General features: G+C 70.6%; 25 protein-coding genes. 16 read left to right on the top strand and 9 right to left on the bottom strand.

The features are described 5' to 3' along the window. Positions 1–24: 24 nt before the first annotated feature. From FLX08_RS31410 to FLX08_RS31380, 7 genes are all read left to right on the top strand, one after another. Positions 25–1,935 carry a glycosyltransferase family 2 protein gene (locus FLX08_RS31410; RefSeq protein ID WP_142623888.1) on the top strand — a complete coding sequence of 637 codons (1,911 nt, stop codon included), beginning with the start codon at positions 25–27 and terminating at the stop codon, positions 1,933–1,935. A gap of 76 nt (positions 1,936–2,011) precedes the next feature. Beyond that, positions 2,012–3,061 (top strand): energy-coupling factor ABC transporter permease, encoded by a 1,050-nt coding sequence (locus FLX08_RS31405; RefSeq protein ID WP_142623887.1) that lies wholly within the window; start codon positions 2,012–2,014, stop codon positions 3,059–3,061. 147 nt (positions 3,062–3,208) lie between these two features. After that, complete coding sequence (gene cbiQ, locus FLX08_RS31400; protein ID WP_142623886.1) at positions 3,209–3,973, top strand: cobalt ECF transporter T component CbiQ; 765 nt, start codon at positions 3,209–3,211, stop codon at positions 3,971–3,973. Beyond that, positions 3,970–4,722 (top strand): energy-coupling factor ABC transporter ATP-binding protein, encoded by a 753-nt coding sequence (locus FLX08_RS31395; protein WP_142623885.1) that lies wholly within the window; start codon positions 3,970–3,972, stop codon positions 4,720–4,722. Before cbiQ ends, FLX08_RS31395 begins: the two co-directional genes overlap by 4 nt. Positions 4,723–4,762: 40 nt before the next feature. After that, the gene (locus tag FLX08_RS31390) at positions 4,763–5,110 is read left to right on the top strand and encodes an STAS domain-containing protein (RefSeq protein ID WP_142623884.1); all 348 of its coding nucleotides are present in this window, start codon (positions 4,763–4,765) and stop codon (positions 5,108–5,110) included. A gap of 33 nt (positions 5,111–5,143) precedes the next feature. Continuing rightward, complete coding sequence (locus FLX08_RS31385) at positions 5,144–5,923, top strand: SDR family NAD(P)-dependent oxidoreductase (RefSeq protein ID WP_142623883.1); 780 nt, start codon at positions 5,144–5,146, stop codon at positions 5,921–5,923. Between the two features lie 15 nt (positions 5,924–5,938). Next, positions 5,939–6,736 carry a crotonase/enoyl-CoA hydratase family protein gene (locus FLX08_RS31380; RefSeq protein ID WP_142623882.1) on the top strand — a complete coding sequence of 266 codons (798 nt, stop codon included), beginning with the start codon at positions 5,939–5,941 and terminating at the stop codon, positions 6,734–6,736. A 248-nt stretch (positions 6,737–6,984) separates the two neighbouring features. Here the strand turns inward: FLX08_RS31380 and FLX08_RS31375 are convergent, their stop codons facing one another. Next, on the bottom strand, positions 6,985–7,893 hold the full coding sequence (locus FLX08_RS31375) for an SDR family oxidoreductase (protein WP_142623881.1): 909 nt from the start codon (positions 7,891–7,893) through the stop codon (positions 6,985–6,987). Further along, entirely contained in the window at positions 7,890–8,225 is a 336-nt protein-coding gene (locus FLX08_RS31370; protein ID WP_142623880.1) for a TetR family transcriptional regulator C-terminal domain-containing protein, read from the bottom strand. The genes FLX08_RS31375 and FLX08_RS31370 overlap by 4 nt, the downstream gene beginning before the upstream one ends. 59 nt (positions 8,226–8,284) lie before the next feature. On the opposite strand from FLX08_RS31370, the gene FLX08_RS31365 reads away from it, so the two are divergent. Further along, complete coding sequence (locus FLX08_RS31365; protein WP_142623879.1) at positions 8,285–8,911, top strand: rhomboid family intramembrane serine protease; 627 nt, start codon at positions 8,285–8,287, stop codon at positions 8,909–8,911. Between the two features lie 12 nt (positions 8,912–8,923). Here the strand turns inward: FLX08_RS31365 and FLX08_RS31360 are convergent, their stop codons facing one another. From FLX08_RS31360 to serC, 3 genes are all read right to left on the bottom strand, one after another. Beyond that, the gene (locus FLX08_RS31360) at positions 8,924–9,601 is read right to left on the bottom strand and encodes a hypothetical protein (RefSeq protein ID WP_142623878.1); all 678 of its coding nucleotides are present in this window, start codon (positions 9,599–9,601) and stop codon (positions 8,924–8,926) included. Beyond that, complete coding sequence (locus tag FLX08_RS31355) at positions 9,598–10,164, bottom strand: RNA polymerase sigma factor (protein ID WP_244313036.1); 567 nt, start codon at positions 10,162–10,164, stop codon at positions 9,598–9,600. Before FLX08_RS31355 ends, FLX08_RS31360 begins: the two co-directional genes overlap by 4 nt. Positions 10,165–10,331: 167 nt before the next feature. Continuing rightward, a complete protein-coding gene (gene serC / locus FLX08_RS31350; RefSeq protein WP_142623877.1) occupies positions 10,332–11,444 on the bottom strand; it encodes a phosphoserine transaminase in 1,113 nt (370 codons plus the stop codon). Between the two features lie 124 nt (positions 11,445–11,568). Between serC and FLX08_RS31345 the strand changes: the two genes are divergently transcribed. Further along, positions 11,569–14,259 carry an ABC transporter substrate-binding protein gene (locus FLX08_RS31345; RefSeq protein ID WP_142623876.1) on the top strand — a complete coding sequence of 897 codons (2,691 nt, stop codon included), beginning with the start codon at positions 11,569–11,571 and terminating at the stop codon, positions 14,257–14,259. Positions 14,260–14,407: 148 nt separating this feature from the next. Here FLX08_RS31345 and FLX08_RS31340 read toward each other — a convergent pair whose 3' ends face one another. Then, positions 14,408–15,514 (bottom strand): citrate synthase 2, encoded by a 1,107-nt coding sequence (locus FLX08_RS31340; protein ID WP_142623875.1) that lies wholly within the window; start codon positions 15,512–15,514, stop codon positions 14,408–14,410. Positions 15,515–15,684: 170 nt separating this feature from the next. Between FLX08_RS31340 and pdxH the strand changes: the two genes are divergently transcribed. After that, positions 15,685–16,329 carry a pyridoxamine 5'-phosphate oxidase gene (gene pdxH, locus FLX08_RS31335; RefSeq protein WP_142623874.1) on the top strand — a complete coding sequence of 215 codons (645 nt, stop codon included), beginning with the start codon at positions 15,685–15,687 and terminating at the stop codon, positions 16,327–16,329. A 5-nt stretch (positions 16,330–16,334) separates the two neighbouring features. Here pdxH and FLX08_RS31330 read toward each other — a convergent pair whose 3' ends face one another. Then, on the bottom strand, positions 16,335–16,946 hold the full coding sequence (locus FLX08_RS31330) for a UdgX family uracil-DNA binding protein (RefSeq protein ID WP_142623873.1): 612 nt from the start codon (positions 16,944–16,946) through the stop codon (positions 16,335–16,337). Between the two features lie 78 nt (positions 16,947–17,024). Here FLX08_RS31330 and FLX08_RS31325 point away from each other — a divergent pair, with 78 nt between their 5' ends. Continuing rightward, positions 17,025–17,729, top strand: a complete 705-nt coding sequence (locus tag FLX08_RS31325; protein ID WP_142623872.1) for an iron-dependent transcriptional repressor DtxR — start codon at positions 17,025–17,027, stop codon at positions 17,727–17,729. Between the two features lie 120 nt (positions 17,730–17,849). Then, positions 17,850–20,078 (top strand): ATP-binding SpoIIE family protein phosphatase, encoded by a 2,229-nt coding sequence (locus FLX08_RS31320; protein WP_142623871.1) that lies wholly within the window; start codon positions 17,850–17,852, stop codon positions 20,076–20,078. A gap of 36 nt (positions 20,079–20,114) precedes the next feature. Here FLX08_RS31320 and FLX08_RS31315 read toward each other — a convergent pair whose 3' ends face one another. Next, complete coding sequence (locus FLX08_RS31315) at positions 20,115–21,008, bottom strand: hypothetical protein (protein WP_142623870.1); 894 nt, start codon at positions 21,006–21,008, stop codon at positions 20,115–20,117. A gap of 137 nt (positions 21,009–21,145) precedes the next feature. Here FLX08_RS31315 and FLX08_RS31310 point away from each other — a divergent pair, with 137 nt between their 5' ends. Both FLX08_RS31310 and FLX08_RS40920 read left to right on the top strand, forming a co-directional pair. After that, positions 21,146–21,928, top strand: a complete 783-nt coding sequence (locus FLX08_RS31310) for an alpha/beta fold hydrolase (protein ID WP_142623869.1) — start codon at positions 21,146–21,148, stop codon at positions 21,926–21,928. 83 nt (positions 21,929–22,011) lie between these two features. Then, on the top strand, positions 22,012–22,173 hold the full coding sequence (locus FLX08_RS40920; protein WP_167530638.1) for a hypothetical protein: 162 nt from the start codon (positions 22,012–22,014) through the stop codon (positions 22,171–22,173). Between the two features lie 30 nt (positions 22,174–22,203). Here the strand turns inward: FLX08_RS40920 and FLX08_RS31305 are convergent, their stop codons facing one another. After that, on the bottom strand, positions 22,204–23,349 hold the full coding sequence (locus tag FLX08_RS31305) for an acyl-CoA dehydrogenase family protein (protein WP_142623868.1): 1,146 nt from the start codon (positions 23,347–23,349) through the stop codon (positions 22,204–22,206). Between the two features lie 239 nt (positions 23,350–23,588). Between FLX08_RS31305 and FLX08_RS31300 the strand changes: the two genes are divergently transcribed. After that, on the top strand, positions 23,589–25,013 hold the full coding sequence (locus tag FLX08_RS31300; RefSeq protein ID WP_142623867.1) for a hypothetical protein: 1,425 nt from the start codon (positions 23,589–23,591) through the stop codon (positions 25,011–25,013). An 11-nt stretch (positions 25,014–25,024) separates the two neighbouring features. Then, positions 25,025–25,960 (top strand): class F sortase, encoded by a 936-nt coding sequence (locus FLX08_RS31295; protein ID WP_167530637.1) that lies wholly within the window; start codon positions 25,025–25,027, stop codon positions 25,958–25,960. Positions 25,961–25,962: the final 2 nt, after the last annotated feature.

Below are 25,962 nucleotides of genomic sequence, written 5' to 3'. Positions count from 1 at the left end.
GTCGTCGGCACATAATGAAGTGCAATGGATACGGGGAGTGGCCAACGCGTCGATCGGGGGATCGACGTCAGCGTCGTCGTCCCGGCGTACAACCGCCGGGCGTCGCTCGACCGTTGCCTCACCTCGTTGCTCGTGCAGCGGGTCGCCAAGGAGATCGTCGTGGTCGACGGCGGTTCGCGGGACGGAACCCGCGCGCTGCTCGGCCTCTACGCCGCCCACCATCCGCGCGTGATCACCGTGATCCGGGACGCCCAGCCCGGCACGCCCGGCGGCGCCCGCAACCGCGGACTCGAACGAGCATCCGGCCGATACGTCTTCTTCTGCGATGCCGGGGACCACCTCGCCCCCGACGCGCTGGCCCGCCTCGTCGCCGCGGCCGACCGGAACGGCGCCGACGTCGTCGTGGGAAGAATCTCCGGCGCCCGCCCGGGGCTGCGGGAGAGCGCCGACAGGGCCTCCTTAACCGCCGTCTATGACGATCTGACCTGCTTCAAGCTCTTCCGCCGGGACTTCCTGGACCGGCACGCCATCCGGTTCGACGAGACGCAGCGGCGTGGCGAGGACATGACCTTCGCCGTCCACGCGTACTGCCACGCGCAGGTGATCTCGGTGGTCGCCGACGGGGACTGCTATCACGCGGAGGGCGGCTATTCCGCGGAGGGCTGGGGCGAGGCGTCCGCGCGGGATCCGCTCGGCTGGCTGCGCGTGGTCCGCACGCCCATCGAGGTCATGACGCGGCACGTGCCGCCCGGCGCGCTGCGCGACCGCCTGCTCCTGCGGCACCTGCGCCGCGACGTGCTCGCCCAGCTCGGGGTGCCGTTCCTGGCGGCCTGCGAGGCCGAGCGCGAGAAGATCGCCGTCGAGGTGGCCGACATCTGCGGTCAGTGGCTGACACCGGGCGTGCGCGCCGGTCTCGACGGCGTGGACGCCGCCCGCGTCGCCGCGCTCGACGACCCCGACCGGCTCGTACGGCTCGCGCTCGTGGAGGCCGCGCCGCTACGGCACCGGCTGACCGGTGTCGAGTGGCGGGGCGACCGCCTGGTGATCGAAGGGTGGGCCGTCCTCGGCGACAGGGACGGCATATCGGGCGGCATATCGGGCGGCATATCGGGCGGCCTCTCGGGCGGCCTCCCGAGCGGCACGGGGTTGACCGGTGCGGAGTTGACCGGTGCCGTGGGCCTGGTCTTGCGCGAGCGCATGTCGCGCCGGGAACGCGTGCCCGTCGTGACGCGCGGCGCGACCGGCGCCGTCGGATCCTTCACCGCGGTGCTCGACGTGGCGGCGCTGCCGCCCGGAGTGTGGGACGTCCACGTGGCCGTCGAGTGCGAGGGGGCGCGCCGGCTCGCCCGGCTCGGCTCCCGCCGCGAACCCGGCGTCGGCGTTCCGGCCGCCCACCTGGTGGGCGGGGTCGTCGCGGTGCCCTTCCTCACCCGGTCTCACGGCCATCTCGGTCTCGACCTCGGGGGCCACGTCGTGCGGGTCCCCGCCGTCGTACGGCTGACGCGGACGTGGTGGCGGGGCAGGCGGCTGCGCGTGGAGGGCAGGGCGACGGTGGGCGAGGAGGCGGCCGCCGCGGCCGTACGGCAGGTGATCTGGCGTGAACGGGCGTCGGGACGCGAACACCGTGAGCGGGCGGTGGCGGCCGGGCCGCGGGAGTTCGCGGCCGAGACCGCCGGCCTGCGGCCCGGCACCTGGGACGCCTACCTCGAACTCGGCCTCGGCGGCCCTCCGGTGCGATTCCCGGTCAAGGTCGCCGAGGCCGACGCGCTCGACCGGCCCCTGCGGTGGTGGCGCGGCGCGCTGAGAGGGGGAGTGGCGCAGTGGACCGTCCGGCCGTACGCCACGGCGGTCAACCGGCGGCTCAGCGTGTCGGTGCGGGTGGCGACCCCGCTGACCGTGGTCAGGCGGATGGCCAGGCTCCTGCGGCAGCGCTAATTGCGAATTATTTGCAACTACAACATGGTGCTCTAAAGTGGGAGGGGATTCGCCCGTTTCGAAGGGGTTATAAGCCGTGCATGTGCCCGATGGGTTCTTCGACGTCCCCGTGTCCGTCGGTGCCGGAGTCTTCGCCGCCGCCGGGGTGGCCGTGTGCCTTCGGGGCGCCAAACGGGAGCTCGACGACAGAACCGCCCCCATGGCGGGCCTGGTGGCCGCGTTCATCTTCGCGGCGCAGATGCTCAACTTCCCCGTGGCGGCCGGCACCAGCGGTCACCTGCTCGGCGGGGCCCTGGCGGCGATACTCGTCGGGCCGTATACCGCCGTGTTGTGCGTCGCGGTCGTGCTGCTCGTGCAGGGGTTCTTCTTCGCCGACGGCGGGCTGACCGCGCTGGGCGTCAACATCACGCTGATGGCGATCGTGACCTCGGTCGTCGGCTGGGCGGTCTTCCGGCTGATCACCAGGGGTGCGCCGCGCGGGCGGGCGACGCTGGTGGCCGCGTCGTTCGTGGCGGCGCTGGTCTCCGTGCCATCGGCGGCGCTCGTGTTCACGGCCCTGTTCTGGCTAGGCGGCACCGCGCCGATCGAGCTGGGCTCGGTCGCCGCCGCGATGGGCGGCGTGCACCTGCTCATCGGCCTCGGCGAGGGCTTCATCACCGCGCTCACCGTGAGCAGTGTGCTGGCCGTGCGTCCCGACCTCGTGTACGGCGCGCGTGGCATGACCAGGACGCTGACGCTGCGCACCGCCGACGGGGACGTCGAGGTCGGGCCGGCGGCTCCGGAGGCTCCCCCGGCCCGTATAGGTCTGCGCCCGGTCCTGGTGGGCGGCGCGCTCGTGGCCGTGCTGCTGGCCGGCGTCGTCTCGTTCTACGCCTCCAGCGCCCCCGACGGGCTGGAGAAGGTGGCGGCCGACAAGGGCCTGAGCGCGCAGGAGAAGCCGCACACGGCGGAGAACGGCCCGCTGGCCGGATACAGCGTCAAGGGTGTGGACGATCAGCGGCTGTCCAACGGCCTGGCCGGGGTGGCGGGCGTCGCGCTGACGGTCGCGGCCGGAGGCGGCGTGTTCTACGTCGTCCGCCGGCGCAGGCGCGGAACCGACGCGATGACGCCCGCGAGCGCCCGGTGAGCCGCGCGAGCACGACGACCCGCACGGCGGGCACGGCGAACACTGCGCCGGCGAGGCCGTGAGCGCCCTGCCCGCGTGCCGGGCGGGACGTGGTCGGCCATGACGACACGGGATGATGACACGGGATGAAGACACGGTGAGTGCGAAGTGAGCGCCGGACACCATCACCCGATCTACCGGCCCGCCGACACGCCCGTCCACCGGCTGCCGCCCCAGTGCAAGCTGGCGGCGGTCGTCGCGTTCGCGGTGTTCGTGGTCGCCACGCCGCGCGAGCGCTTCTGGGCGTTCGCCGTCGACGCGCTGCTGCTGGCCGCCGTCGCGGCCGCCGCCCGGGTGCCGGCGGGCACGATCGTGCGGCGCATGGCCATCGAGGTGCCGTTCGTGCTGTTCGCGCTGGCTATTCCGCTGATCGGCACGGGTGAGCGGGTGCAGGTGCTCGGCCTGTCGTTGAGCGCGCCCGGCCTGTGGGCGGCCTGGAACATCCTGGCCAAGGCCACCTTGGGGGTGGTCGCCTCGATCCTGCTCGCGGCCACGACCGAGCCCCGCATGATGCTGCTCGGCGCCGAGCGGCTGCGGCTGCCCCGGCTGCTCGTGCAGATCGCGACGTTCATGCTGCGCTACCTCGACGTGATCCTCGACCAGATGCGGCGCATGCGGATCGCCAGGGAGTCGCGGGGATTCGTCGCCCGCGACCTCCGGCAGGCCCCCGTGCTGGCGAAGTCGGCGGGCGCCCTGTTCATCCGCGCGTACGAGCGGGGGGAGCGGGTCCATCTCGCCATGCTGAGCCGCGGCTATATGGGCGAGATGCCGACGATTAGGGATATATCAGCAACTGGGCGAGACTGGGCGATGGCGGGCATGCTGCCTTGCCTCGCCGCGGTGACGGCCCTACTGGCGTGGAGCACGACATGACCTCCGGCAGCCCCTCCCTCACGGTGAGCAGGCTCGCGTACGCCTATCCGGACGGGACGCAGGCGTTGTACGGCGTGGACCTGACGATCGAGCGGGGAGAGCGGGTCGCCCTGCTCGGCCCGAACGGCGCGGGCAAGACCACGCTCGTCATGCACCTCAACGGCATCCTCACGGCCGGCCACGGGACGGTGGAGGTGGCCGGGCTCCCCGTACGCGCGGACACCCTGCGGGAGATCCGCCGCCGGGTCGGGCTGGTGTTCCAGGATCCGGACGACCAGCTCTTCATGCCGACGGTGCGGGAGGACGTCGCGTTCGGCCCGGCCAACCTCGGGCTGCGCGGCGCGGAGCTCGACCGCCGCGTACGCGACGCGCTGGAGCGGGTCGGCATGCTGGACGCGATCGACCGGCCGCCGCACCACCTGTCCTTCGGCCAGCGCCGGCGGGTGGCGGTGGCCACGGTGCTGGCGATGGAGCCGGAGATCCTCGTGCTCGACGAGCCGTCGTCGAACCTCGACCCGGCCTCCCGCCGGGAGCTGGCCGAGATTCTCAGAAGCCTGGACGTGACCGTGCTGATGGTCACCCACGACCTGCCGTACGCGCTGGAGCTGTGCGAGCGCTCGCTGGTCATGTCCGAGGGGGTGATCGCGGCCGACGGGCCGACGCGCGAGCTGCTCGCCGACGCGCGGTTGCTGGCCGCACACCGGCTCGAACTTCCCTATGGCTTCGCCGTCCCTGCTCAGCCGGGGTGATGGATAAGTAAAGTGGGCCGGAGCTGAGGAGGTCCCGACGATGAAGCTGCGGCTCGCCCGCCAATCGCTTTCCAACGCCGTCGTGGTGGTGGCCGTGGAGGGGGAGCTCGACTTGTTCACGGCTCCGTTCCTGCGTGACGAGATACGGGACGCCATACGCGACGACGGCCCGACGCTCGTGCTGGACCTCGCCGAGCTGTCGTTCATGGACTCGAGCGGGCTCAGCGTGCTCATCGAGGCATGGCGGCTCGCCACGAGCGAGGGCGGGGGTGTGTCCCTCGCCTCGCCGCAGCCTCCGGTGGCCCGCATCCTGCGCACGACCGGCCTGGATCGGCGGATCAAGGTCTACCCCGACGTCGATACCGCGATTTTGCAGCACCCCGAGTAGAACTTCATTCGGTTCGCGCGTTAAGGTCCGGCTATGGATCTGAACGGAGCAGCAGCAATCATCTCGGGCGGTGCCAGCGGCCTCGGCGAGGCCACGGCTCGCGAGCTGGCCAGCGTCGGCGCGACCGTGGTCGTGGCCGACCTGAACGCGGAGCGCGGCAAGGCGCTGGCCGACGAGATCGGCGGCGTGTTCGCCCACACCGACGTGGCCGACGAGGCGTCGGTGCAGGCCGCGGTGGACACCGCGGTCGCCACCGGCAAGCCGTTGCGCGCCGTGATCAGCAGCGCCGGCATCGGCTGGGCCCAGCGCACGGTCAACCGGGACGGCTCGCCGCACGACCTGGCGTCCTACCGCAAGGTGATCGACGTCAACCTGATCGGCACCTTCAACCTCATGCGCATCGGCGCGGCGGCCATGGCCAAGACCGAGCCGGTGGACGAGGACGGCGCCCGCGGCGTCGTCGTCAACACCGCGTCGGTGGCCGGCATCGAGGGTCAGACGGGTCAGGTGGCGTACTCCGCGTCCAAGGGCGGCATCATCGGCATGACCCTCCCCGCGGCCCGCGACCTCGCGGCCATCGGCGTCCGCGTGCTGACCATCGCCCCGGGCATCATCGACACCCCGATCTACGGGAAGATCGGCGACAAGAACGCCGAGGAGTTCAAGGCCAAGCTCATCGCGCCCGTGGCGTTCCCCAAGCGGCTCGGCAAGGCCTCCGAGTTCGGACACCTGGTGCGCGCGCTGATCGAGAACGACTACATGAACGGCGAGGTCATCCGCTTCGACGGCGGCATCCGCTTCCAGCCCAAGTAAGGCGAGTGAGGTCAGGTGTCCGAGGTCAACTCCGGGCCGGCCGCTGAGCCGGACGTGGTACTCGTAGAGATCGTCGACGGCGGCGTGGCCGTCGTCACCATCAACCGTCCCAAGGCCAGGAACGCCGTGAACGGCGCGGTGGCGCGCGGGATCGCCGCCGCCATGGACGAGCTGGACGACAGCCCCGACGTGTCCGTGATCGTCCTCACCGGGGCCGGCGGCACGTTCTCGGCAGGCATGGACCTGAAGGGCTTCCTCACCGGCGACATGCCGGTGGTCGAGGGCCGGGGCTTCGGCGGCATCACCGAGGCGCCGCCCAAGAAGCCCGTCCTCGCCGCCGTCGAGGGGTACGCGCTGGCGGGCGGCTTCGAGCTGGCGCTGTCGTGCGACATCATCGTGGCGTCCGAGGAGGCCAAGTTCGGCCTTCCCGAGCCCAAGCGCGGCCTGGTCGCCGGCGCGGGCGGGATCATGCGGCTGCCGCGCCGGATCCCGTACCACGCCGCCATGGAGATCGCCCTGACCGGCGACCACTATCCGGCGGCCCGGCTGTACGAGCTGGGGCTGGTCAACCTGATCACGTATCCGGGCGAGGCGCTCAACGGCGCGCTCGAACTGGCCCGCAGGATCGCCGCGAACGCGCCGCTGGCGCTCGCCGCGACCAAGCGGGTCATCGTCGAGTCGGCCGACTGGGCGCTCGACGAGATGTTCCGCAGGCAGGGCGAGATCGTGGGCCCGGTCTTCACCTCGAAGGACGCGATGGAGGGCGCGGCGGCCTTCGCCGAGAAGCGCGCCCCCGTCTGGAAGGGCGAGTGACCACACTCCCTCACAGGCCCGCAGGACCGTTCGGGGCGCTCCGTCCAGGGGCGCCCCGAGCCATGTCCGGGCCCGTCGCAGGCGCCGCCACGCGGCCTTCCCGCCCCTGCCTCCTTGTCCGCCCCCGCCCCTTTGCCCGCCCCTGCCTCCTTGCCCGCCTCTGTCTCCTTTCCTGCTCCCGCTGCCGGCTGCCGCCGCCCGCTGCCGCTGTTCGTAGGGGCCGGACGCCGGGCGAGCGCGAAGCCGGGTCAGAGCGGGTCGCCGAGCGGGCCGTGCTCTTCCTCCAGCGCGTCCGCCCAGTGGGCGGCGAAGTCCGGCTGGGTGCCGTCCACGTCGGTGAATCCATACTCCTTGTACAGCCCCCAGGTGGCCAGGGCGCGTCCGGTCTTGGCCATGACGCGGGGGTCGGCGGCGAGGGCGGCGACGGCCCGTCCCAGGTAGGCGGGGGTCTCGGAGTGGGCGAAGTGGGGATCCTGCGCGATCGCGTCCCGCCAGGTGGCCTCGGTCACGCCGAAGTGGTCGAGCATCGCCTCCGAGCGCAGGAAACCCGGCGTGATGGCGACGGCCGCCACACCGTGCGGCTTCAGCTCCGCGGCCTGAGCGACGGCGAGGCGGATCACGGTGGACTTGGCGATGTCGTAGAAGAACACGCCGCGATAGCGGGCGGTGTTGCCGTCGGTGACCTCCACCACCAGCCCGCTCCGGCGGGCCACCATCAGCGGAAGCGCGAAGCGGCTCGTGATGATGTGCGTCTCCACCGCCCGGCGCAGCACGCGCAGGCCGGTGTCGAGGTCCTGTTCCCACAGGGGATGCTCCCAGTCCGTCAGCGCGTCGCCGCCCCACACCGAGTTGACCAGGACGTCGAGCCGCCCGTCCTGTTCGGCGGCGATCCGGTCGACCAGGGCACGCACCTGCTCGGGGTCGCTGTGGTCGGTGCGCACCGCGATGCCGGTGCCACCGGTCGCGGTGACCCGCGCCGCGGTCTCCTCGATGGTCTCCGGGCGGTCGAGGTCGGAGCGGCCGGCCGTGCTGCTGCGGCCGGTGACGTAGACCGTGGCGCCCGCGGCCCCGAGCTCGACGGCGATGCCGCGTCCGCCGCCCCGCGTGCCTCCGGCGACCAGGGCGACCTTCCCGGCGAGCGGCTGTCTGTCGTTCACGACGTCTCCTTCGAACGGGCATGCGGCGAGATGAGGGCGGTGACCGCCTGCCGGAGCCGCTCCGGCAGCGTGCCCTGCCGGTCGAGGGCCCACGTCAGGCCGGTGCCGGCGATCAGCGCCTGGACGGACTCGGCCAGCGCGGCGGTGTCGGTGCCGGGCCGCAGCTCGCCCTCGGCCACCGCCTCGTCGAGCAGGGCCAGGATCGCCCCTCGCTGTGCCTCATGGATGACCAGGGCATACTCGTGCAGTTGCGGATCGGTGAGGTCCATGCACAGGAACGCCAGGTGGTTGTTGATACCGCCGCCCGGCCTCCCTCCGCAACCCGGCGGCATGATCCCGCCGGATCAGGGCAGTCCGCTCGTTTGTGAGCGGGACTGCGTACGGTGAAAGCATGAGTGATTCCGGGCCCGGGCTCCCCCGGCCGGGCCGGTCGATGCGGGAGCGGACGTCCGCGCTGCTCACCGGCGCCCTCGGCAGTGCGATCCTGATGATCGTGCTCGTCTCGGCGATGTGGGCGATCGAGATCGTCGACTACGTGGAGAACGGACGGCTCGACAGGTATGGCATCGTCGCCCACGAAACGGACGGCCTGCCCGGGATCCTGTTCGCGCCGTTCCTGCACGCCGGGTTCGGCCATCTGATGGCGAACTCGGTGCCGCTGCTGATCCTGGGGTTCGTGGCCGCCATCCGGGGGATCGGCAGGTTCCTCGCGGCCAGCCTGGTCGTCATCCTGGTCAGCGGGCTGGGCGTGTGGTTCACCAGCCCGCCGGACACCCTGACGATCGGCGCGAGCGGCCTCGTCTTCGGATATTTCGGTTATGTCGTGGCCCGGGGCCTCTTCGACCGCCGGACCCTCGACATCGTGCTCGGCGTCGTGGTCGCCGTGCTCTACTACTCGATCCTCTGGGGAGCCCTGCCCACCCAGCCGGGCGTCTCCTGGCAGGGCCACCTGTTCGGCCTCATCGGCGGCGTGCTCGCCGCCTGGCTGCTACGCCGCCGGAAGCCCGTGACGATCTGACCCGCGAACGGCTCAGGAGCCGGGAGGCGGCGTGGCGTTCCCGATCTCGAACGCGGTCGGGTCGTCGACGACCCGGCAGGGCTGCACGGGCCCTTCCGCCAGCCTGCCGGAGAACTGCCAGGCGACTCCCGGGTGGCCGGTGTCCGGCTCCACCGGATTCTCGTTGACCTCGATCATGACGATCTGGCCCGGACCGATGAACTCGGGGTGGATGGTGATGCCGTTCTCCGGCCGGATGGCCTTGCTGGAGGCGAGATTCTCCGTCGCCCTCCGGATGCGCGCCTGGACGGCCGGGTCCCTGCTCTCCAGGTCCTTCTTGGCGAAGGAGGTTCGGTCGCCCTCCACGAAGGGAGCGCGCCCGTCGGCGCACCTCTTGCCCAGCGGCAGGTAGGTGATGTCGGCGGGAACGCCCATCGTGGCCAGGTCCCGCTCGACCTGGTCCGGGTCCCGGAACTCGTTGATCTTGAGGTTGATCGAGCCGTCCGGGTTCTTCGTCAGCGCGTACGCAGGAGTGTGCCCGCCGACCACCAGCGGTACGGCGGCGGCCACCGCGGCGGCGGCGACCGCGGCGCCGGCCAGGTATCGGGGCCGGGCGATCCTGCGTACGGCCGGCACGCGCGTACGCGCCTCCCGGGCCACGATCTCCGCCTTGAGCTGCGCGAGCAGTCTGTCCTCGAAAGTGTCGTTCACTTGGCTCCTCCGATCAGTTCCATGACCCCGGGAAAGCGCTGGACCTGCCGCCGGGCGCGGTGCAGCCTGACCCGGGCGGTGCCCTGCCTGATGCCGAGCGCGGCGGCGGCCTCGGCGGGGCTGAGCCCGTCCACGGCCACGAGCTCCAGCAGCGCGCGGTCGCCGTCCGGCAGATCGGCCATCGCCTCCAGTGCCAGGCGGGCCGGCGACTCGGCGTCGACGCGTTCCTCCAGGCGGGCGATGTCGTCGGTGTTGAGCAGGCGGCGGCCGGCGATCCTGCTGGTGGCGCGTAACTCCCTCGCCGTACGGCGGCGCTGTGCCAGCACCGTGTTGCGCGCCACGCCGTAAAGCCAGGCGATCTCGCTGCCCCTGTCCGGGCGGTAGGTGTGCGCGGAATCGAGCACGGCGAGGAACACCTCTGCCGTGAGGTCGGCGACGGTGTGCGGATCGTCCACCCGCCTGGCCAGGAACCGTGTCACGGCGTCGACATGCCGCCGGTAGAAGGCCTCGAACGCGTCGGGATCACAGGCGAAGTCCGCCGGACCCGTCTGTCTACGGCGCACCGGCGCTCCCCTCGGTCGTGTGAGAAAACACATCCCTGCTTGGACGGAGCGCCGCACACCGTTACAGGACTGGAGAAACTACGGAACCGGAGAAACGAAAAAGCCGACGGTCCGGAGACCGTCGGCGAGATCGGCGGCCGCCAGGGAGGCGGCCGCCGTGGGAACGACTAGAGACGCTCGACCACGTAGTCGACGCAGGTCGTCAGCGCCTCGATGTCGGCGGGGTCGATCGCCGGGAACATCGCGATCCGCAGCTGGTTGCGGCCGAGCTTGCGGTAGGGCTCGGTGTCCACGATGCCGTTGGCCCGCAGCACCTTGGCGACCGCCGCGGCGTCCACGGCGTCGTCGAAGTCGATGGTGCCGACGACGTTGGAGCGTTGCGCCGGGTCGGCCACGAACGGCGTGGTGTACGACGTCTTCTCGGCCCAGGTGTAGAGGCGCGAGGCGGAGTCGGCCGACCGGGCGGTGGTCCAGGCGAGGCCGCCCTGGGCGTTCATCCAGTCGAGCTGCTCGGCCAGCAGGAACAGCGTGGCGACCGCCGGCGTGTTGTACGTCTGGTCCTTGACCGAGTTGTCGATCGCGGTCGGCAGGCTGAAGAACTCGGGGACGAACCGGCCGCTCTCGGCGATCTCCGTCACCCGGGCCAGCGCCTTCGGCGAGAACAGCGCGATCCACAGGCCGCCGTCGGAGGCGAAGCTCTTCTGCGGGGCGAAGTAGTAGACGTCGAACTCCTCGGCGGAGACCGGCAGGCCGCCGGCGCCGCTGGTGGCGTCGACGAGGACAAGAGACTCGTCGTTCACGACCCGCTTGATGGGCATGGCGACGCCGGTCGAGGTCTCGTTGTGGGTGAGCGCGTAGACGTCCACGCCCTCCTCGGCGACCGGCAGCGGGTGGCTGCCCGGCTCCGCCTTGATGACCGAGGGGTCGGCGAGCCAGGGAGCCTTCTTCGCGACCGTGGCGAACTTCGAGGAGAACTCCCCGAAGTGCAGGTGCTGCGACTTCTCCCGGATCAGCCCGAAGGACGCGATGTCCCAGAACGCCGTGGTGCCGCCGTTGCCCAGCACGACCTCGTACCCCTCCGGGAGGGAGAAGAGGTCGGTGAGCCCGGCGCGGACGCGGGCGACGAGGTTCTTCACCGGCTTCTGCCGATGGGAGGTGCCCATCACCTTCGCCCCGGCGTCGGCCAGAGCGGCGAGCTGCTCGGGGCGTACCTTCGAGGGCCCGCAGCCGAAGCGGCCGTCGGCGGGCTTGATGTCAGCGGGAATCACGATGTCAGCCACGGTTCAAGCCTAGTGAGACCTGCGGATGCTCTAGACCATGGTCCGGATTCTGAGACATCATGGTCGGGTTTTAAGATCACGCACCACCTGACGACCGGCACTCCGCCCCCCAGGAGACTTTCGCGTGGCCGACCCGCACGCCGTCATCGAGGCACTGGTTCGCAGGCCGTTCTTCTGGCGAGCCGACCGTCCACTGCCTCTCGTCCTCGTCGTCGGCCGCGACGGTGGTGCGTTCGACGCGGCCCGGCGGCTCGCCGAGCCCTTCGAGGACTTCCTCCCGCAGGCCACGGTGCGGGCGGGGGAGTACGACACGCTGCGTGAGCTGGTCGAGGCGCTGGCGGGCGAGCACGGCCAGCTCGGCAAGCCGGTCGGCGGCTCGTTCCTCCCCCCGCCGCGGTTCCCGCTCGTCCAGTTCGTGCTGTGGGCGCGGCGTCAGCGCGAGGAGCCGCCTCCCGGGGAGCAGGTCGACGTGCCCGCCCGGACCTGGCCGCCCGATCCCCAGTCGCGTACGGGCCAGGAGGAGTTCAAGGAGCGGCTCAAGGACTGGCGCAGGGGCAGATATGGCGGCGACCGGGGGCGCAGGACCGCGGCCGACTTCCTCGGCCGCGCGGCCACCACCTGGGTGCCGGTGGGCACGCTCGCCGCCTGGTGGCTGGGCGGCGCCTCCGACCTGGTCGGCCTGATCCCGTGGGCGCTGGGCGTGCTCGTCGCCGTCGTCGGCACATTGATCCAGGCCATGCTCTCGATCCGGGGGTCCTTCTTCAACGGCTGGTTCGGGAAGCAGCCCTACCTGGCCAGGAAGCCCTTCGAACGCCTGCCGAAGTACGCGCTGCGCGTCGCCAACGCGAGCGAGGCGGAGGTCGAGCGGCTGCTCGTCCACGCGCTGTGCCAGGACCTGCGCCAGGCCTACGGGAAGTGGCTGATCCCGTGGCCGAGCTGGGGACGCGGCCTCTACGCGATGCTCGTCCTCGACGCGCGCCGGCCCGGCGACGTCAACGAGCGGTTCCTGCGCACCCTGGAGGAGACGGTCGAGGAGACCGGCCTGCTGCCGCCGCTTCTGGCGCTGGCCGCGGTGCCCGAGTCGTTCGCGCCGGGCCGCCGCCCGGTCACCGCGGGCCGGCTGGCGGACCTGCCCGCGCTCGTCGCGGCGTGGCGGACGGCGGCCCGGCGGAGGGTGCCGCCGCTGCGGCTGATGGTCAGCGCGCCCGCGATGCCGCTGGACGACGACTATCGGCCGCATCTGCTGGCCCCCCGGATGCGGGCCCTCGGTTACTGGTGCGTGATGGCGCTGCTGCTGATCGGGCCGGTCGTGCTGCTGGGACGCATCCAGCAGGACCGGAACGCGCACTGCGGCGGCCTGTCGTGGGTCGAGCGCATCGGCACGGAGTGCGTCGGCGTCGTGAACGCCGACGGGCCCGCCCCGGAGGACATCTTCCCCTCCCAAGAGATGAAGGATCTCGTCGCCAAGATCGACGGCAACAACGCCCTGGCCAGAAAGGCCGGGACGTACGTGAGCGTGGTGCTGTTCGGCGAATACTCCGTCGCGGAGAACGAGAACGACAGCGCGTTCGTCGGGGCCCGGGCTGAGCTGGCGGCCGTCGAGGAATACCAGCGGGGCGTCTCGAGCGCGCCCCGACTCCAGGTGCTGGTGGCCAACGCCGGCACGAACTTCGCCCAAGGGCGGCGTACGGCGGAGCTGGTCAGCGAGATGGCGGCCGAGGACCCGCGCATGCTCGGGGTGATCGGCTTCCAGCGCAGCGTCAGCGGTGTCGAGGACGCCATCAGGACGCTGCACACGGCGAAGATCCCGATGCTGGTCACCACCGCGACAGCGGACCGGCTCGGGTACGTTCCCGACGGCTCCGCCGGATCCGACTACCCCTCGCCATACGTGTTCCGGCTGGGCCCGACGAACCTGCGGCAGGCGCGGCTGGCCGTCCGGTTCGCCCGCGAGCGGCTCCTCGGCGCCGTATCCGAGCCGACCGCGGTCGTCGTCAAGGACCAGACGGACAACGACAACTACACGAACAACCTCGCCGACGACTACGTGAGCGAGGCCCGGGCGGAGCGGATCAGGATCGCCGAGAGCGTCCCCTACAAGGACCGGGGGACCGGGATGGACATGGCGGTGAGCCGGGCCTGCGGCCACCGGCCCGACCTGCTCCTCTACGCGGGGCGCGCGGCCGACTTCCTCGACTTCCTGCGCTACGTCGAGGGCAAGGACTGCGGCAAGGAGCAGATCAAGGTCCTCGCGGGCGACGACGTCATCAAGGCGGTGGCCAACAGCGGCGCCGAGATCGGCAACTACCGGCGGGTCCAGGTCTACTACGCGGCGCTGGCGAGCCGCGAGCTGTGGCGTGACGGCGCCGCGGCGCCCACGGGCTTCGTCCAGAGCCTGCTGGGCGGCCGGCACGCCAACGAGTCCGACGACAACCTCATCCTCAGCTACGACGCCGTCAAGCTGTTCTACGAGCGCGTCAACGCGGCCTACCGGGGCGGGCTGCCCAGCAGGGGAGACGTGCTCTACCAGATCTCCCTCATCTCCCCGCGCGACAGGTGGAACGGTTCCAGCGGGGTGATCTCCTTCGGCGCCACCGTCCACCAGCCCGAGAACAAGGCCGTCGCGATCCTGAAGGTGACCGATTCGGGGAAGTCCGAGGTCGCGGTCCGCTGCGGGCTCCTGGCGACCACCGAGCCCCCGGACACCAGGGACATCTGCCGGAACCTCGACGCGGGGCGCGGGGTCCGGAACGCCCCGGCGGCTCCCTCAGTCTCGTCCACGCCTACAGCCGCGCCCGCGGACTCCGGCCGCTGACACGTCCGGACCGGTGAGTGAGCCGTACGCGGAAACGGCCCGCTCCCCGGAAGGAACGGGCCGCCACGTGTGCCGACGGTGCGCGGTCGGGCCCTGCGGTCTCTCGGAGCTTGTGGCACGCCGCAGGGCCGCGACCCGCGCCCGGGTCTCAGACCTTGCCGACGACCTCGGCGGCGCCGGGCACCTCGTTGATGGAGCGCTGCTTCGGGCCCACGTAGTTCGCGCTGGGGCGGACCAGCCTGCCCGTGCGCTTCTGCTCCAGGATGTGGGCGGCCCACCCGGCGGTCCGGGCGCAGGTGAACATCGAGGTGAACATGTTCGACGGCACCTCGGCGAAGTCGAGGACCACCGCGGCCCAATACTCCACGTTGGTCGCGAGGACCCGGTCGGGCTTGCGGGCGTGCAGCTCCTCGAGCGCGGCGGTCTCCAGCGCGGCCGCGACCTCGTAGCGCGGCGCGCCCAGCTCCTTGGCCGTACGCCGCAGCACGCGGGCACGGGGGTCCTCGGCCCGGTAGACCCGGTGGCCGAAGCCCATGAGCCGCTGGCCCTTGTCGAGCTCGCTCTGGACGTACTTGCGGGCGTCACCCATCTTCTCGACGCCCTCGATCATGTGCAGCACGCGCGCCGGCGCGCCGCCGTGCAGCGGGCCGGACATCGCGCCCACCGCGCCCGACAGGGCGGCCGCCACATCGGCCCCGGTGGAGGCGATGACGCGGGCGGTGAACGTGGACGCGTTCATGCCATGCTCCGCCGCCGACGTCCAGTAGGCGTCGATGGCCTTCACGTGCTTGGGATCGGGCTCACCGCGCCAGCGGACCATGAAGCGCTCGACGATGCTCTCGGCCTCGTCGACGCGCTTCTGGGGGACCATCGGCTGGCCCAGGCCACGAGCCGACTGCGCGACGAACGACAAAGCGGTGACCGAGGCGCGTGCGAGATCGTCGCGGGCCTGGTCGTCGTCGATGTCGAGCAGCGGACGGAAACCGTACGACGGCGCCAGCATGGCCAGCGCGCTCTGTACGTCTACTCGGATGTCGCCGGAATGGACGGGAAGTGGGTACGGCTCCGCCGGGGGCAGACCCGGCTGGAACGTGTTGTCGACGAGCAGGCCCCAGACGTGTCCATAGGAGACATTGCCCACGAGCTCTTCGATGTCGACGCCCCGATAACGCAGGGCGCCCCCTTCTTTGTCCGGTTCCGCGATCTCGGTCTCGAACGCCACCACGCCTTCGAGCCCGGGTTTGAAGTCGGACATTCTCGGCCGCCTCCCTCTCTTGTGAAGTCCAGAGCCTTGATGTCGAGATACCGGCGGGTCAATTTAACCCGCAGCGCCCGACTGTCGCGCCCCCGGCCCTACCCAACGGGGTTCCCCCAGGTAGGGGCCACCGAGCGAGACGTGCACCGAGCACGCGAGAATACCTTTCCGTGGACAGCGCTTCGCACCTCCCCGGGCTCCGGCACAGCTACGAAGGTGAGCCCCTGCTCGAATCCGGCATGGCGGCCGACCCGGTGACGCAGTTCGCGCTGTGGTTCGCGGACGCGGTCGCCGCGGGCCTGCCGGAACCGAACGCGATGGTCGTCGCCACCAGCTCCGCCGGTGGCCGCCCCTCCGCCCGCACCGTCCTCCTCAAGGGCTTCGACGAGCGCGGGTTCGTCTTCTTCACCAATTACGAGTCCCGCAAGGGCCGCGACCTCGGTGAGAACCCGCGGGCCTGCCTGCTGTTCCCCTGGCATCCCATCAGGCGGCAGGTCCGAGTGGAGGGCTCCGTCGTACGGCTCCCGCGCGAGGACAGCGCCGCCTACTTCCACTCTCGTCCGTACGGCTCCCGCATCGGCGCGTGGGCCTCCCGCCAGTCGGCGGTCGTGGAGTCGAGGGAGCAACTCGACGCCAGGTTCCGTGAGCTGGCCGCGCGCTGGCCGCAGGACCCGCCGCTGCCGGACTTCTGGGGCGGCTTCCGGGTGGTGCCCGCGGAGGTCGAGTTCTGGCAGGGCCAGACCGACCGCATGCACGACCGGCTCCGCTACCGGCGGACCGGCGCGACCTGGACACTGGAGCGTCTGGCTCCCTGAACCTTTCAGGGCAGCCCGGCCGCGACCGTGAGATCGGCGACGAAGCCGGCGTAGGCCGCGTCCCGGTCGGGCGCGCGCAGAATCGCCGAGGGGTGGATCGTCGCCACGTAGTAGGCCCCCTCGCGCCGGGGGACCGGCTCTCCCCGGCGCCTGGTCACGCGGAAGTCCGCACCCAGCAGGGCCCGGGCGGCGGTGGCCCCCAGCACCACGGTCACATCCGGGTCCACCAGCCGCATCTCGGCCTCCAGCCAGGGCCGGCAGGCGTTGATCTCTCCCATGGTGGGTTTCCGGTGGATTCTGCGTTTGCCGCGTGGCTCGTATTTGAAGTGCTTGACCGCGTTGGTCACGTACACCGCCTCGCGCTCGATGCCGGCCTCTTCGAGGGCCTTGTCGAGCACGCGCCCCGCGGGCCCGACGAACGGCGCGCCCTCGCGGTCCTCCTGGTCGCCGGGCTGCTCGCCGACCAGCATGAACCGCGCGTCGGGGGCGCCTTCGCCGAAGACCGTCTGCGTGGCGGCGCGGTAGAGGTCGCAGCCCTCGCAGTGCCGCGCGGCCTCCCTGAGCGCGGGCAGGCTGATCTCCGCCGGAAGGAATCGCTGGGCCCCGATGTTTCCCATCCTGGGTCGCTTCCCCAATAGGGTCGGCTGCGAACACGGGGGAGGTCGTAGCATCGATTTACAAGGACTGGAGGAGCCTTGACCGCACACGGCCTGATCGACACGACGGAGATGTATCTCCGGACGATTTTCGAGCTCGAAGAGGAGGGCATCGTCCCGCTTCGCGCCCGGATCGCCGAGCGGCTGCAGCAGAGCGGTCCGACCGTCAGCCAGACGGTCGCGCGCATGGAGCGCGACGGCCTGGTCAAGGTCGAGGGTGACAGGCACCTCAGCATGACCGCGCTGGGCCGCACGCTGGCGATCCGCGTCATGCGCAAGCACCGCCTCGCCGAGTGCCTGCTGACGCAGGTGATCGGCATGCCCTGGGAAGAGGTCCACATCGAGGCGTGCCGCTGGGAGCACGTGATGTCCGAGTCGGTGGAGACCCGGCTCGTGAACCTTCTCAAGAACCCCCGGGTGTGCCCGCACGGCAACCCGATCCCGGGTCTCGACGAGCTGGGGGTGCCCCAGTCCGCTTCGACCGGAGATGAGATGGTGTCTCCCATGGTGACCCTCGCGGGACAGGCCCCCGTGCCCGTTGTAGTGCGCCGAATCAGCGAACAAGTGCAAAGCGACCCGGCTGTGATGCTTAAACTCAAGCAAGTTGGGATACAACCGGGACGCGAGGTCACGCTCGCGGCGAGTGACAACGGTGTAACGGTGACTGGTGATGGTGAGGTGGGAACCACGACCGCGGACCTTCCGAGGGACGTCGCCTCACACGTTTTTGTCACCAGACGATGACGGAATGAGTTGTGCCTGGTTGAATCCCCTAGGGAGTCCTTTCATTTCTCGCGACCCAGCCATCGCAGGAGCGCCCGTGCCCGGCATAGCGAACCCACCTCGACAAGGGACGGTCGTGGCATGAGGCGATGGGGAGATCTGTCACAGGACGCCGACGACCACCTTTCCGCCGGTTCCGTGCTCGAGCACGCGGAGATGGCGGTGGTCGTGACCGACCGCTTCAGCAACGTCCTGTACTGGAACCCCTTCGCCGAGCAGTTGTTCGGCCGCGTGGGCGCGTCTCCCGGCAAGGAGTCGCTGCACACCCTCGGAATCTCGGAGAAGGACCATCCGCTCGCGGCCGAACTGGCCAAGCACGTGCTGCGCGGCAACGTGTGGGAGGGCACGTTCGACGTGACCCGCGGCGACGGCACGACGATCTACGTACGCGCGCAGGCCGTGCCGCTGCGCCACCCCTCCGGCTCGGTGAGCGGCATCGTGATCACCGCGCGCGAGGCGATGCGCAGCAACGAGCGTGAGAAGGACCGCTTCGGCCTGCTCGAACGGATCGGCGAGCGGCTCGCCGGCTCCCTGTATGTCGAGGAGACGCTCAACCGGGTCGCGGACATGCTCGTCCCGCAGTTCGCCGACCACTGCTTCATCGAGCTGAACGAGGGCGACCGCCTGGTGCGCAAGGTCTCCACGCACGTGAACGGCTGGACGCCGCCGCCGGACACCTGGCGGCCGGTGGGCGCGGAGATCAGATATCCCCTCGGGCACTACGCCGAGAGCGCCCTGCGCCGCCAGGAGACGATCCTCGTCGAAGACTTCTCCCAGGTCAGCCACCCCGCACCGAGCGAGGGCGCGGCCCGGCTGTGCGGCGAGATCGGGATGACCTCCGCCATCGTCGCCCCGCTGTGCGTGCGCGGCGAGACGCTCGGCCTCATGTACCTCGGCCTGTCGAACCTCACCAACCGGCGGTCGCCCCACTACGACACCTTCGACCGCGACTTCGTCGGCGCCATCGCCACCCGCGTCGCGCTCGCCGTCGACAACGCGCTGCTGTTCGAGGAGGAACGGCACACCGCCGAGTCGTTCCAGAAGCACCTGCTCCCGCGTCAGCCGCTGCCCTCGCTCGACGGCCTGGAGATCGCCGTCCGCTACTACCCGGCCGCCCCGCTCGCCTCGCACGGCCAGGGCATCCAGACCCAGGTGGGCGGCGACTGGTATGACGTGATCCCGCTGTCGGCCGGCCGCGTCGGCATCGTGATCGGCGACGTCGAGGGCAGGGGTGCCAAGGCGGCGGCGGTCATGGGCCAGCTCAGGGCCGCGTTGCGGGCCTTCGCCCAGGACGACAAACCGCCCGCCGACATCCTCGCCCGCCTCGACGAGTGGACCAGGATCGTCGCCGCGCCGGAGCACGACGACTTCGGCGCCGACATCACCAACCCGCCGATCGTCACCTGTCAATACATGGTGTACGACGCGTGGTCGAGACAGTTGTCGTTCGCCAACGCCGGGCACGCGCCGCCGCTGCTGATCGTGGACGGCGAGGTCAGAGACCTGGACATCACCGAGGTCGGCCAGCCGCTCGGCGTGCGGGCCAAGGGCATGCACGCCGACCTGGTCTACAAGGAGGAGACGCGGGTGCTGCCGCCCGGCGCGACCCTGCTCCTCTACACCGACGGCCTGGTCGACCGCAGGCCGCCGCGCGACTCCGCCACGGGCGTCCCCGCCGACGACGAGGCGCTCGACATCCTGCGGGAGAAGCTCGCCAAGGCGTCGGGGGAGTCCGTCGAGCGCATCGCCGACCTGGCCACGGTGGCCGTACCCGGCGAGATCGACGACGACATGGCGATCCTCGTCGTCCGCTCCGCGGGCGCCGAGCTGCAGTCCCAGGAGCGCACGTTCCCGGCCCAGCCGATCATGGTGAGCGAGGCCCGGCGGATGGCGTCCGAGGCGTTCGCCGGATGGCAGGTGCCAGAGGAACGCGCGGAGCTGGCCTGCCTGCTCGTCTCCGAGGTCGTGACCAACGTGGTGCTGCACGCCGCCAGCGCCAGCGTGCCGCGCCGCGAACTGGTGCTCGACGGGCCGCCGCTGCCGTTCGACGAGTCGTGGGACGTGCCGGGCTTCGAAGAGGAGATCGCGGGCGACAAGGAGTTCACGCTGCGGCTGCGCAGGGGCGCGGAGTCCGTCTGGGTCGAGGTCTTCGACCAGGACCTGCGCCTGCCCCGCATCCGCAGCGCGGGGGAGAACGACGAGGGCGGCCGCGGCCTCTATCTCGTCGACCAGCTCGCGCGCCGCTGGGGCTCCCGCCCCACCCGTGAGGGCAAGGCGGTCTGGTTCGAGATCCCCATCGGCGGCCGTTAGACGGTGAAGCGCCTCCCGTTGTGGGGGCGCTTCAGGTCAGTGCTTCTGGTCGAGGCAGCTGTAGCCGTCCGGGCGCTCGGGTTCGAGCGTCACCTGCCGCAGCACGGTCGCCTCCATCGAGATGCGGAAGGTCTCCTGATGCGCGCAGTCATACAGCGCGTACGTGCCCTCGCGTTCGCCGAGCAGCAGCACCTCCACACCGTTGCGCAGCACCTTGCCACTCTCGCGGTCGTTGAGCACCACCCACTGGTCCTGGAAGCCCACCATGGACAGCAGCATGCTGGCGGGCCTGCCCTTCTCGGCGACGGCGATCGCGTCGCTCTCCATCTGCCCCATCAGCGCGAAGCCCAGCCCGATGCCGGTGAACGCCGCCACCACGATCTTCATGCCCGCGCGGCCGGACGGCCGCCGCCGCAGCAGCCGGAACGGCACGAGGAAGGCCAGGGCGCCGATCAGCACCGAGGTGATCACGACACCGGCCAGCGACACGCCTTCGCCCAGCCCCAGGTAGCCGAGGAAGCCCCAGTAGGTCGCCCCGCACCACAGCGCGCCGACGATCGCGGCGGCCCACGGGCGCTCCCTTATGGCCTGGACCAGGCGGAACAGATAGCCGAGGGTCACCTTGTCGAGCAGCCACACGACAGCCACGACGATGCCCGTGAGCAGGGCGCCGGCGATGACGAGCAGGACCAGCGACCCCACCAGGCGGCCGAACATGGTGGCCTGGTCGATGCCCGCCTGCTCGGGGCTGATGTTGAAGATGCCGTAGACCTGCTGGATGCCGAGGTAGAGCAGCGCGTAGAGGGCGATGCCGATCGGCACCACGACCGATCCGCCGCGTTCCAGCAGATCGACGACGCTGGCCTTCGCGTCCGGCTCCGGCAGGTCGGGGACGACGCCGGTGATTTCCTCCGGCTTAGTGATAGTCATGTGTCGGTTCATTCCATTTTCAACCATTGCGACGGAACATGATTGCAGGTGCAGAAGACCAACGCGTTAACTGACGGCGACGTACGCGCCGCGCCGCACGCTTCTTTCCGGCCGTTCCGGGTGCTTCACTCGGACACATGGAGCTCGCCCACGACCGCCGCGGCAGCGGCCCGCCGCTGGTCCTCCTGCACGGCATCGGTCATCACCGGCACGGCTGGCGGCCGGTCCTCGACCTGCTCGCCGAACGGCACGACGTCATCGCGGTGGACCTGCCCGGTTTCGGGGACTCTCCGCCCCTGCCGTACGGCACGCCGTACAACGCGGAGACGCTGGGGCGGGCGGTGCGCGAGTTCTGGACCGGCCTCGGCCTGAGCCGGCCGCACGTCGCGGGCAACTCGCTCGGCGGCTACATCGCGCTCGACCTGGCGTCCTCCGCCGACGTCCGCACGGCCGTCGCGCTGTCTCCCATCGGGTTCTGGTCCCGGTCCGAGCACGTGTACGCGCGGACGGTGCTGCGCCTGCTGCGGCAGGCGACGCGGATGGGCGGGCTGTCCGCGCTCGCGGCCGACACGGCCGAGGGCAGGGCGCTCGCCATGGGCCTGCTCGTGGCTCACCCGCAGCGGCTGTCGCGCGAGGCCGTGGTCGCGGCGGCCACGGCGATGCGCGAGTGCGTGGGGTTCGAGGAGACGCTGGAGTCGATGGCGTGGGTCGCGCCGCCCGCGCCGCCTCAGGTGCCGGTCACGATCGCCTGGGGCGACCGCGACCGGCTGCTGCCGCGCCGCCAGGCCGTACGCGCGGCACGGTGGGCGGGGCAGCGGGCGCTGCTGCTGCGGGGCTGCGGCCACCTGCCGATGAGCGACGACCCGGAGCTGGTCGCGCGGGTGATCCTCGAAGGCGGCGCCCGCGAGGGCTCCCGCTGAGCCCTCCCGTGTGGCTCGTGCCGCGCATGCGGCTTGTGCCGAGGGACACGCGGGGGCGGGGAAACCCGCGCATACTGATCAGTGTGGACACCGGACTCATCCTTCTGGTCTTCCTGGCGTTCCTGTTCGCGTGGCTGCTGAACAAGGTGCGCCGGTTCTTCCGGCTGAGCCCGGTGGCCTACGGAGGCGTGATCGTCGTGTTCGTGGTGGCCATGCTGCTCATCTGGGGACAGCAGCACGGCTGATCCGTGCCTTTGCTGATCCGGGGCCCTTTTTCAGAAGCCGAAGGACCGGCCGATGATCTCCTTCATGATCTCGGTGGTGCCGCCGTAGATCGTCTGCACGCGGCTGTCCAGCCAGGCCTTCGCCACCGGATATTCCAGCATGTAGCCGTAGCCGCCGTGGAGCTGGACGCACCGGTCGATGACCTTGTTCTGCAGCTCGGTCGTCCACCACTTGGCCTTCGCGGCGTCGACGGCCGTGAGCTCCTTGGCGTTGAGCGCCCGTATGCACTTGTCCACGTAGTGGCGGGCGATCTCCACCTCGGTGGAAAGCTCGGCCAGCAGGAACCGGGTGTTCTGGAACTTGCCGATGCTGCGGCCGAAGGCCGTACGGTTGCGGCAGTACTCGATCGTCTGCTCCAGCACCGTCTCCGCCGCGGCCACGGCCGCCACCGCGATCGACAGCCGTTCCTGCGGCAGGTTGTTCATGAGCTGGAAGAAGCCCTGGCCCTCCTCGCCGCCCAGGAGGTTGGCCACCGGCACCCGGACGTTCTCGAAGAACAGCTCGGCGGTGTCCTGCGCGTGCATGCCGACCTTCTCCAGGTTGCGGCCGCGGGTGAAGCCCTCCATGCCGCGCTCCACCACAAGCAGCGAGGTGCCCCGCGCGCCCGCCGAGGGGTCGGTCTTGGTCACGACCACGACGAGGTCGGAGTTGATGCCGTTGGTGATGAAGGTCTTCTGCCCGTTGACCACGTAGTGGTCTCCCTCGCGGACGGCGGTGGTGCGGATGCCCTGCAGGTCGCTGCCGGCCCCCGGCTCGGTCATCCCGATGGCCGTGATCAGCTCGCCCGACGCGAAGCCGGGCAGCCAGCGCTGCTTCTGCTCGTCGTTGGTCAGATCGACCATGTACGGCGCCATGATGTCGTTGTGCAGGCCGAATCCCAGGCCGCTGGCGCCGACACGGATGATCTCCTCGACGATCACCGTGTTGTAGCGGAAGTCGGTGATGCCCGAACCGCCGTACTCCTCGGGCACGGAGAAGCCGAACATGCCCAGCTCGCCCGCCTTCTTCCACACGTCGCGGGGGACGATGCCGTCCTTCTCCCACTGCGCGTGGTGGGGGACGACCTCGCGGGCCATGAACTCACGGACGGTCTCGCGGAAGAGGTCGTGCTCCTCGTCGAAGAGGTCTCGCCGCATCGGGTAAGCCTTCCGGTCCCAGGGTCTGTTGGCCGCACCAGAATACGATTCTAGTCCTCCCTGGTCGATCGGGATCATGTTGTACGGAGGGTCACAACTCCGAAACCATCGTCATAACGACCCCTTTGGCCCGCTTCGGTTGCCTCTAAGATCTACCTTCGGTTTGCTATAGGCCCGCCAGGGCGGTCCTGTGATCGGAGTATGCGGTGATTCGGTGGAAAGCTGGTCTCCCTAGGACCATGGCCGCTCTGGCCCTCGGCCTGGCCGGAACGGCGTTCGTCGTCGGGCCGTCGATGACAGCAGGCGCCGCTACCGCCACTCTCGTCGTCGACTACACCTGCAACAACGGCATCGCCGGAACGGGCTCCGGGACCGTGAACCTCAGGACGAGGCTCACCGTCCCGACGACGCTCAACGTCGGTGACCCGCTCAACGTCGAGTGGAAACTGAACTACAAGGACGCGACGCGCTTCGGATCGCCCGCGTACATGCCCAAGGGTGGCCGGATCGATGTGACCGGCCGAGCCAACATCAGCGGCAGCTGGATCGGCCAGCTTCAGCCGAAGGGAACCGTGGAGCAGTCGGGGCCGCTTGACAAGGGCGTCCCGCTCAATCTGCCCGTCGGCATTTCGGACTTCGGCCACACCGACCGGGCAGGCACTGTCACGGTGCGGCCCGGCAACACGTTGTTCGTCGATTTCCGGCCGGCGGCCTCTGAAGTCATGGTCAACGACGACGATCCGGCGATCACCTACAGCGGCGGCTGGGAGGACCTCAACGACCGGCCGAGCGAGGACAACGACTATCACCTCGACCTGCATCGGACCACGGACAAGGACGCCTGGGCGTCCTACACCTTCACGGGCACCGGCATCGAATACGTCGCGCAAAAGGACCGGGACGCGGGACCGATAGACATCGCCATCGACGGCCAGGCGGCGACTCCGCCGCGGGTGGACCCCTCGCGAAACCCCGACGGCACTCTCGTGAACGATGCCCACAAGGGCGGCGAGACCCTGTGGAAGTTCCACGGTCTGAAGTACGCGCAGCACACGATCACGATCAAGAACGTCCAGGACGCCAAGGCGGGCCAACTCGACGCCTTCCGCGTGATCACTCGTGATCTGGTCAATCCGCCGAAGGAGTACCGCGCCGAGTGCACCCTCGCCAACGCGCCGGGCGCCATCCAGGTGGAGATCGGGGGCGGTGACGACAACACGGCCAGTCCGTCGCCGGACAGTTCGCCTGACGCGTCCGCTTCGCCGAGCTCGTCGCCGAGCCCTTCGGCCAGTCCCACCGACGAGGACCCGGGCGACGAGTCGCCTTCCCCGTCGCCTTCGCCCTCGGCCACGCCTTCGCCTTCTCCGTCGGCCAGTCCGTCGCCGGCCGCCGTGCAGACGCAGCACTACATCGTGACGGCGGTGGTGACGCAGGGCAGTCCGTCGCCGACGGCGACGAGGACGGTGACGCTGACCGCGACGCCGAGCGTGGCGCAGGTGGCGATCACGCCGCAGGGCGGCGCGCAGACCGGTGAGGCTCCGGAGCGTGTGTCGTCCTCGGGCATGCTGCTGATCGGCTCGGGCGGCGCGTTGTTGCTGATCGGCATGCTCAGCGGTGTGGCAATGCTCCGGCGCAGGGCGGCCCACTCGGGCGAGCGGGGCTGAGGAGGATGACGATGAACGACGGCATTCCTGACGGTGGCGCTCCCGAGCACGGTGGCGCTCCCCAGCAGAGCGGCGTTCCCCAGCAGAGCGGTGCTCCCGAGCAGACCGGTGCGGTGGCCGACGCCAAGAAGGCGCGCAAGCCGCTGCCCCAGCCGGTCCTCGCGACGCTGCTCGTGGCCGGGTCGTTCGGCGGCATCGCGGCCGTGATGGCCGGGATGCTCGTCGTGCTGAGCCCCTCGGACCCGCAGCAGAGCGGGCAGGTTCCGGACGCGGTCAACGTCCGGGGCGCGGGCAACGTGGCCTTCCTGCCGCCGGCCGTGGGCCCGGGCGGGCCGGGCGTGCCGCTCACGGCCGCCGACCCGACCGCGCCGCCGCCGGATCCCGCGCTGCAGCCGATCGCCCCGCTGACCCTCACGAGCGCGGCCTCGTCGTCCTCGAAGCCGCTGTCGTCCTCGTCGTCCGGCGCGAAGAAGACGACGAGCAAGAAGGCCGCCGGCCGGCCGCTCAAGATCAGCATTCCCGCCATCGGCGTGAAGGCCGTGGTGGGCTCGGTGGGCGTGGACAAGTCCGGCGTGATCCAGGCGCCCCCGCTGAGCAAGCCCAGCCTGACCGGCTGGTACCGCTACGGGCCGGCCCCCGGCGACCAGGGGCCGGCGGTCATCCTCGGACACGTGAACACCCGCAAGGGCGCCGCCGTCTTCAGCCGTCTGCGCGAGCTCAAGCGGGGCAACAAGATCGCCGTTCTCCGCGCGGACGGCAAGATGGCGATCTTCACCGTTGACGGGATCGAGCAGGTCAGCAAGTCGACCTTCCCGACCAAGCGGGTCTACAGCAACACGATCACGTCGTCGCTGCGGCTGATCACCTGTGGCGGGGTCTACAACGCCAAGCAGCACCACTACACCGACAACATCATCGTCTACGCGACGCTGACGCAGACCAAGTGATC

This window comes from Microbispora hainanensis (genome assembly GCF_006874475.1).
Classification (GTDB): Bacteria; Actinomycetota; Actinomycetes; order Streptosporangiales; family Streptosporangiaceae; genus Microbispora; species Microbispora hainanensis.
Note: the sequence above shows the minus strand (reverse complement) of the source record. Positions and strands in the feature narration are given on the sequence as shown.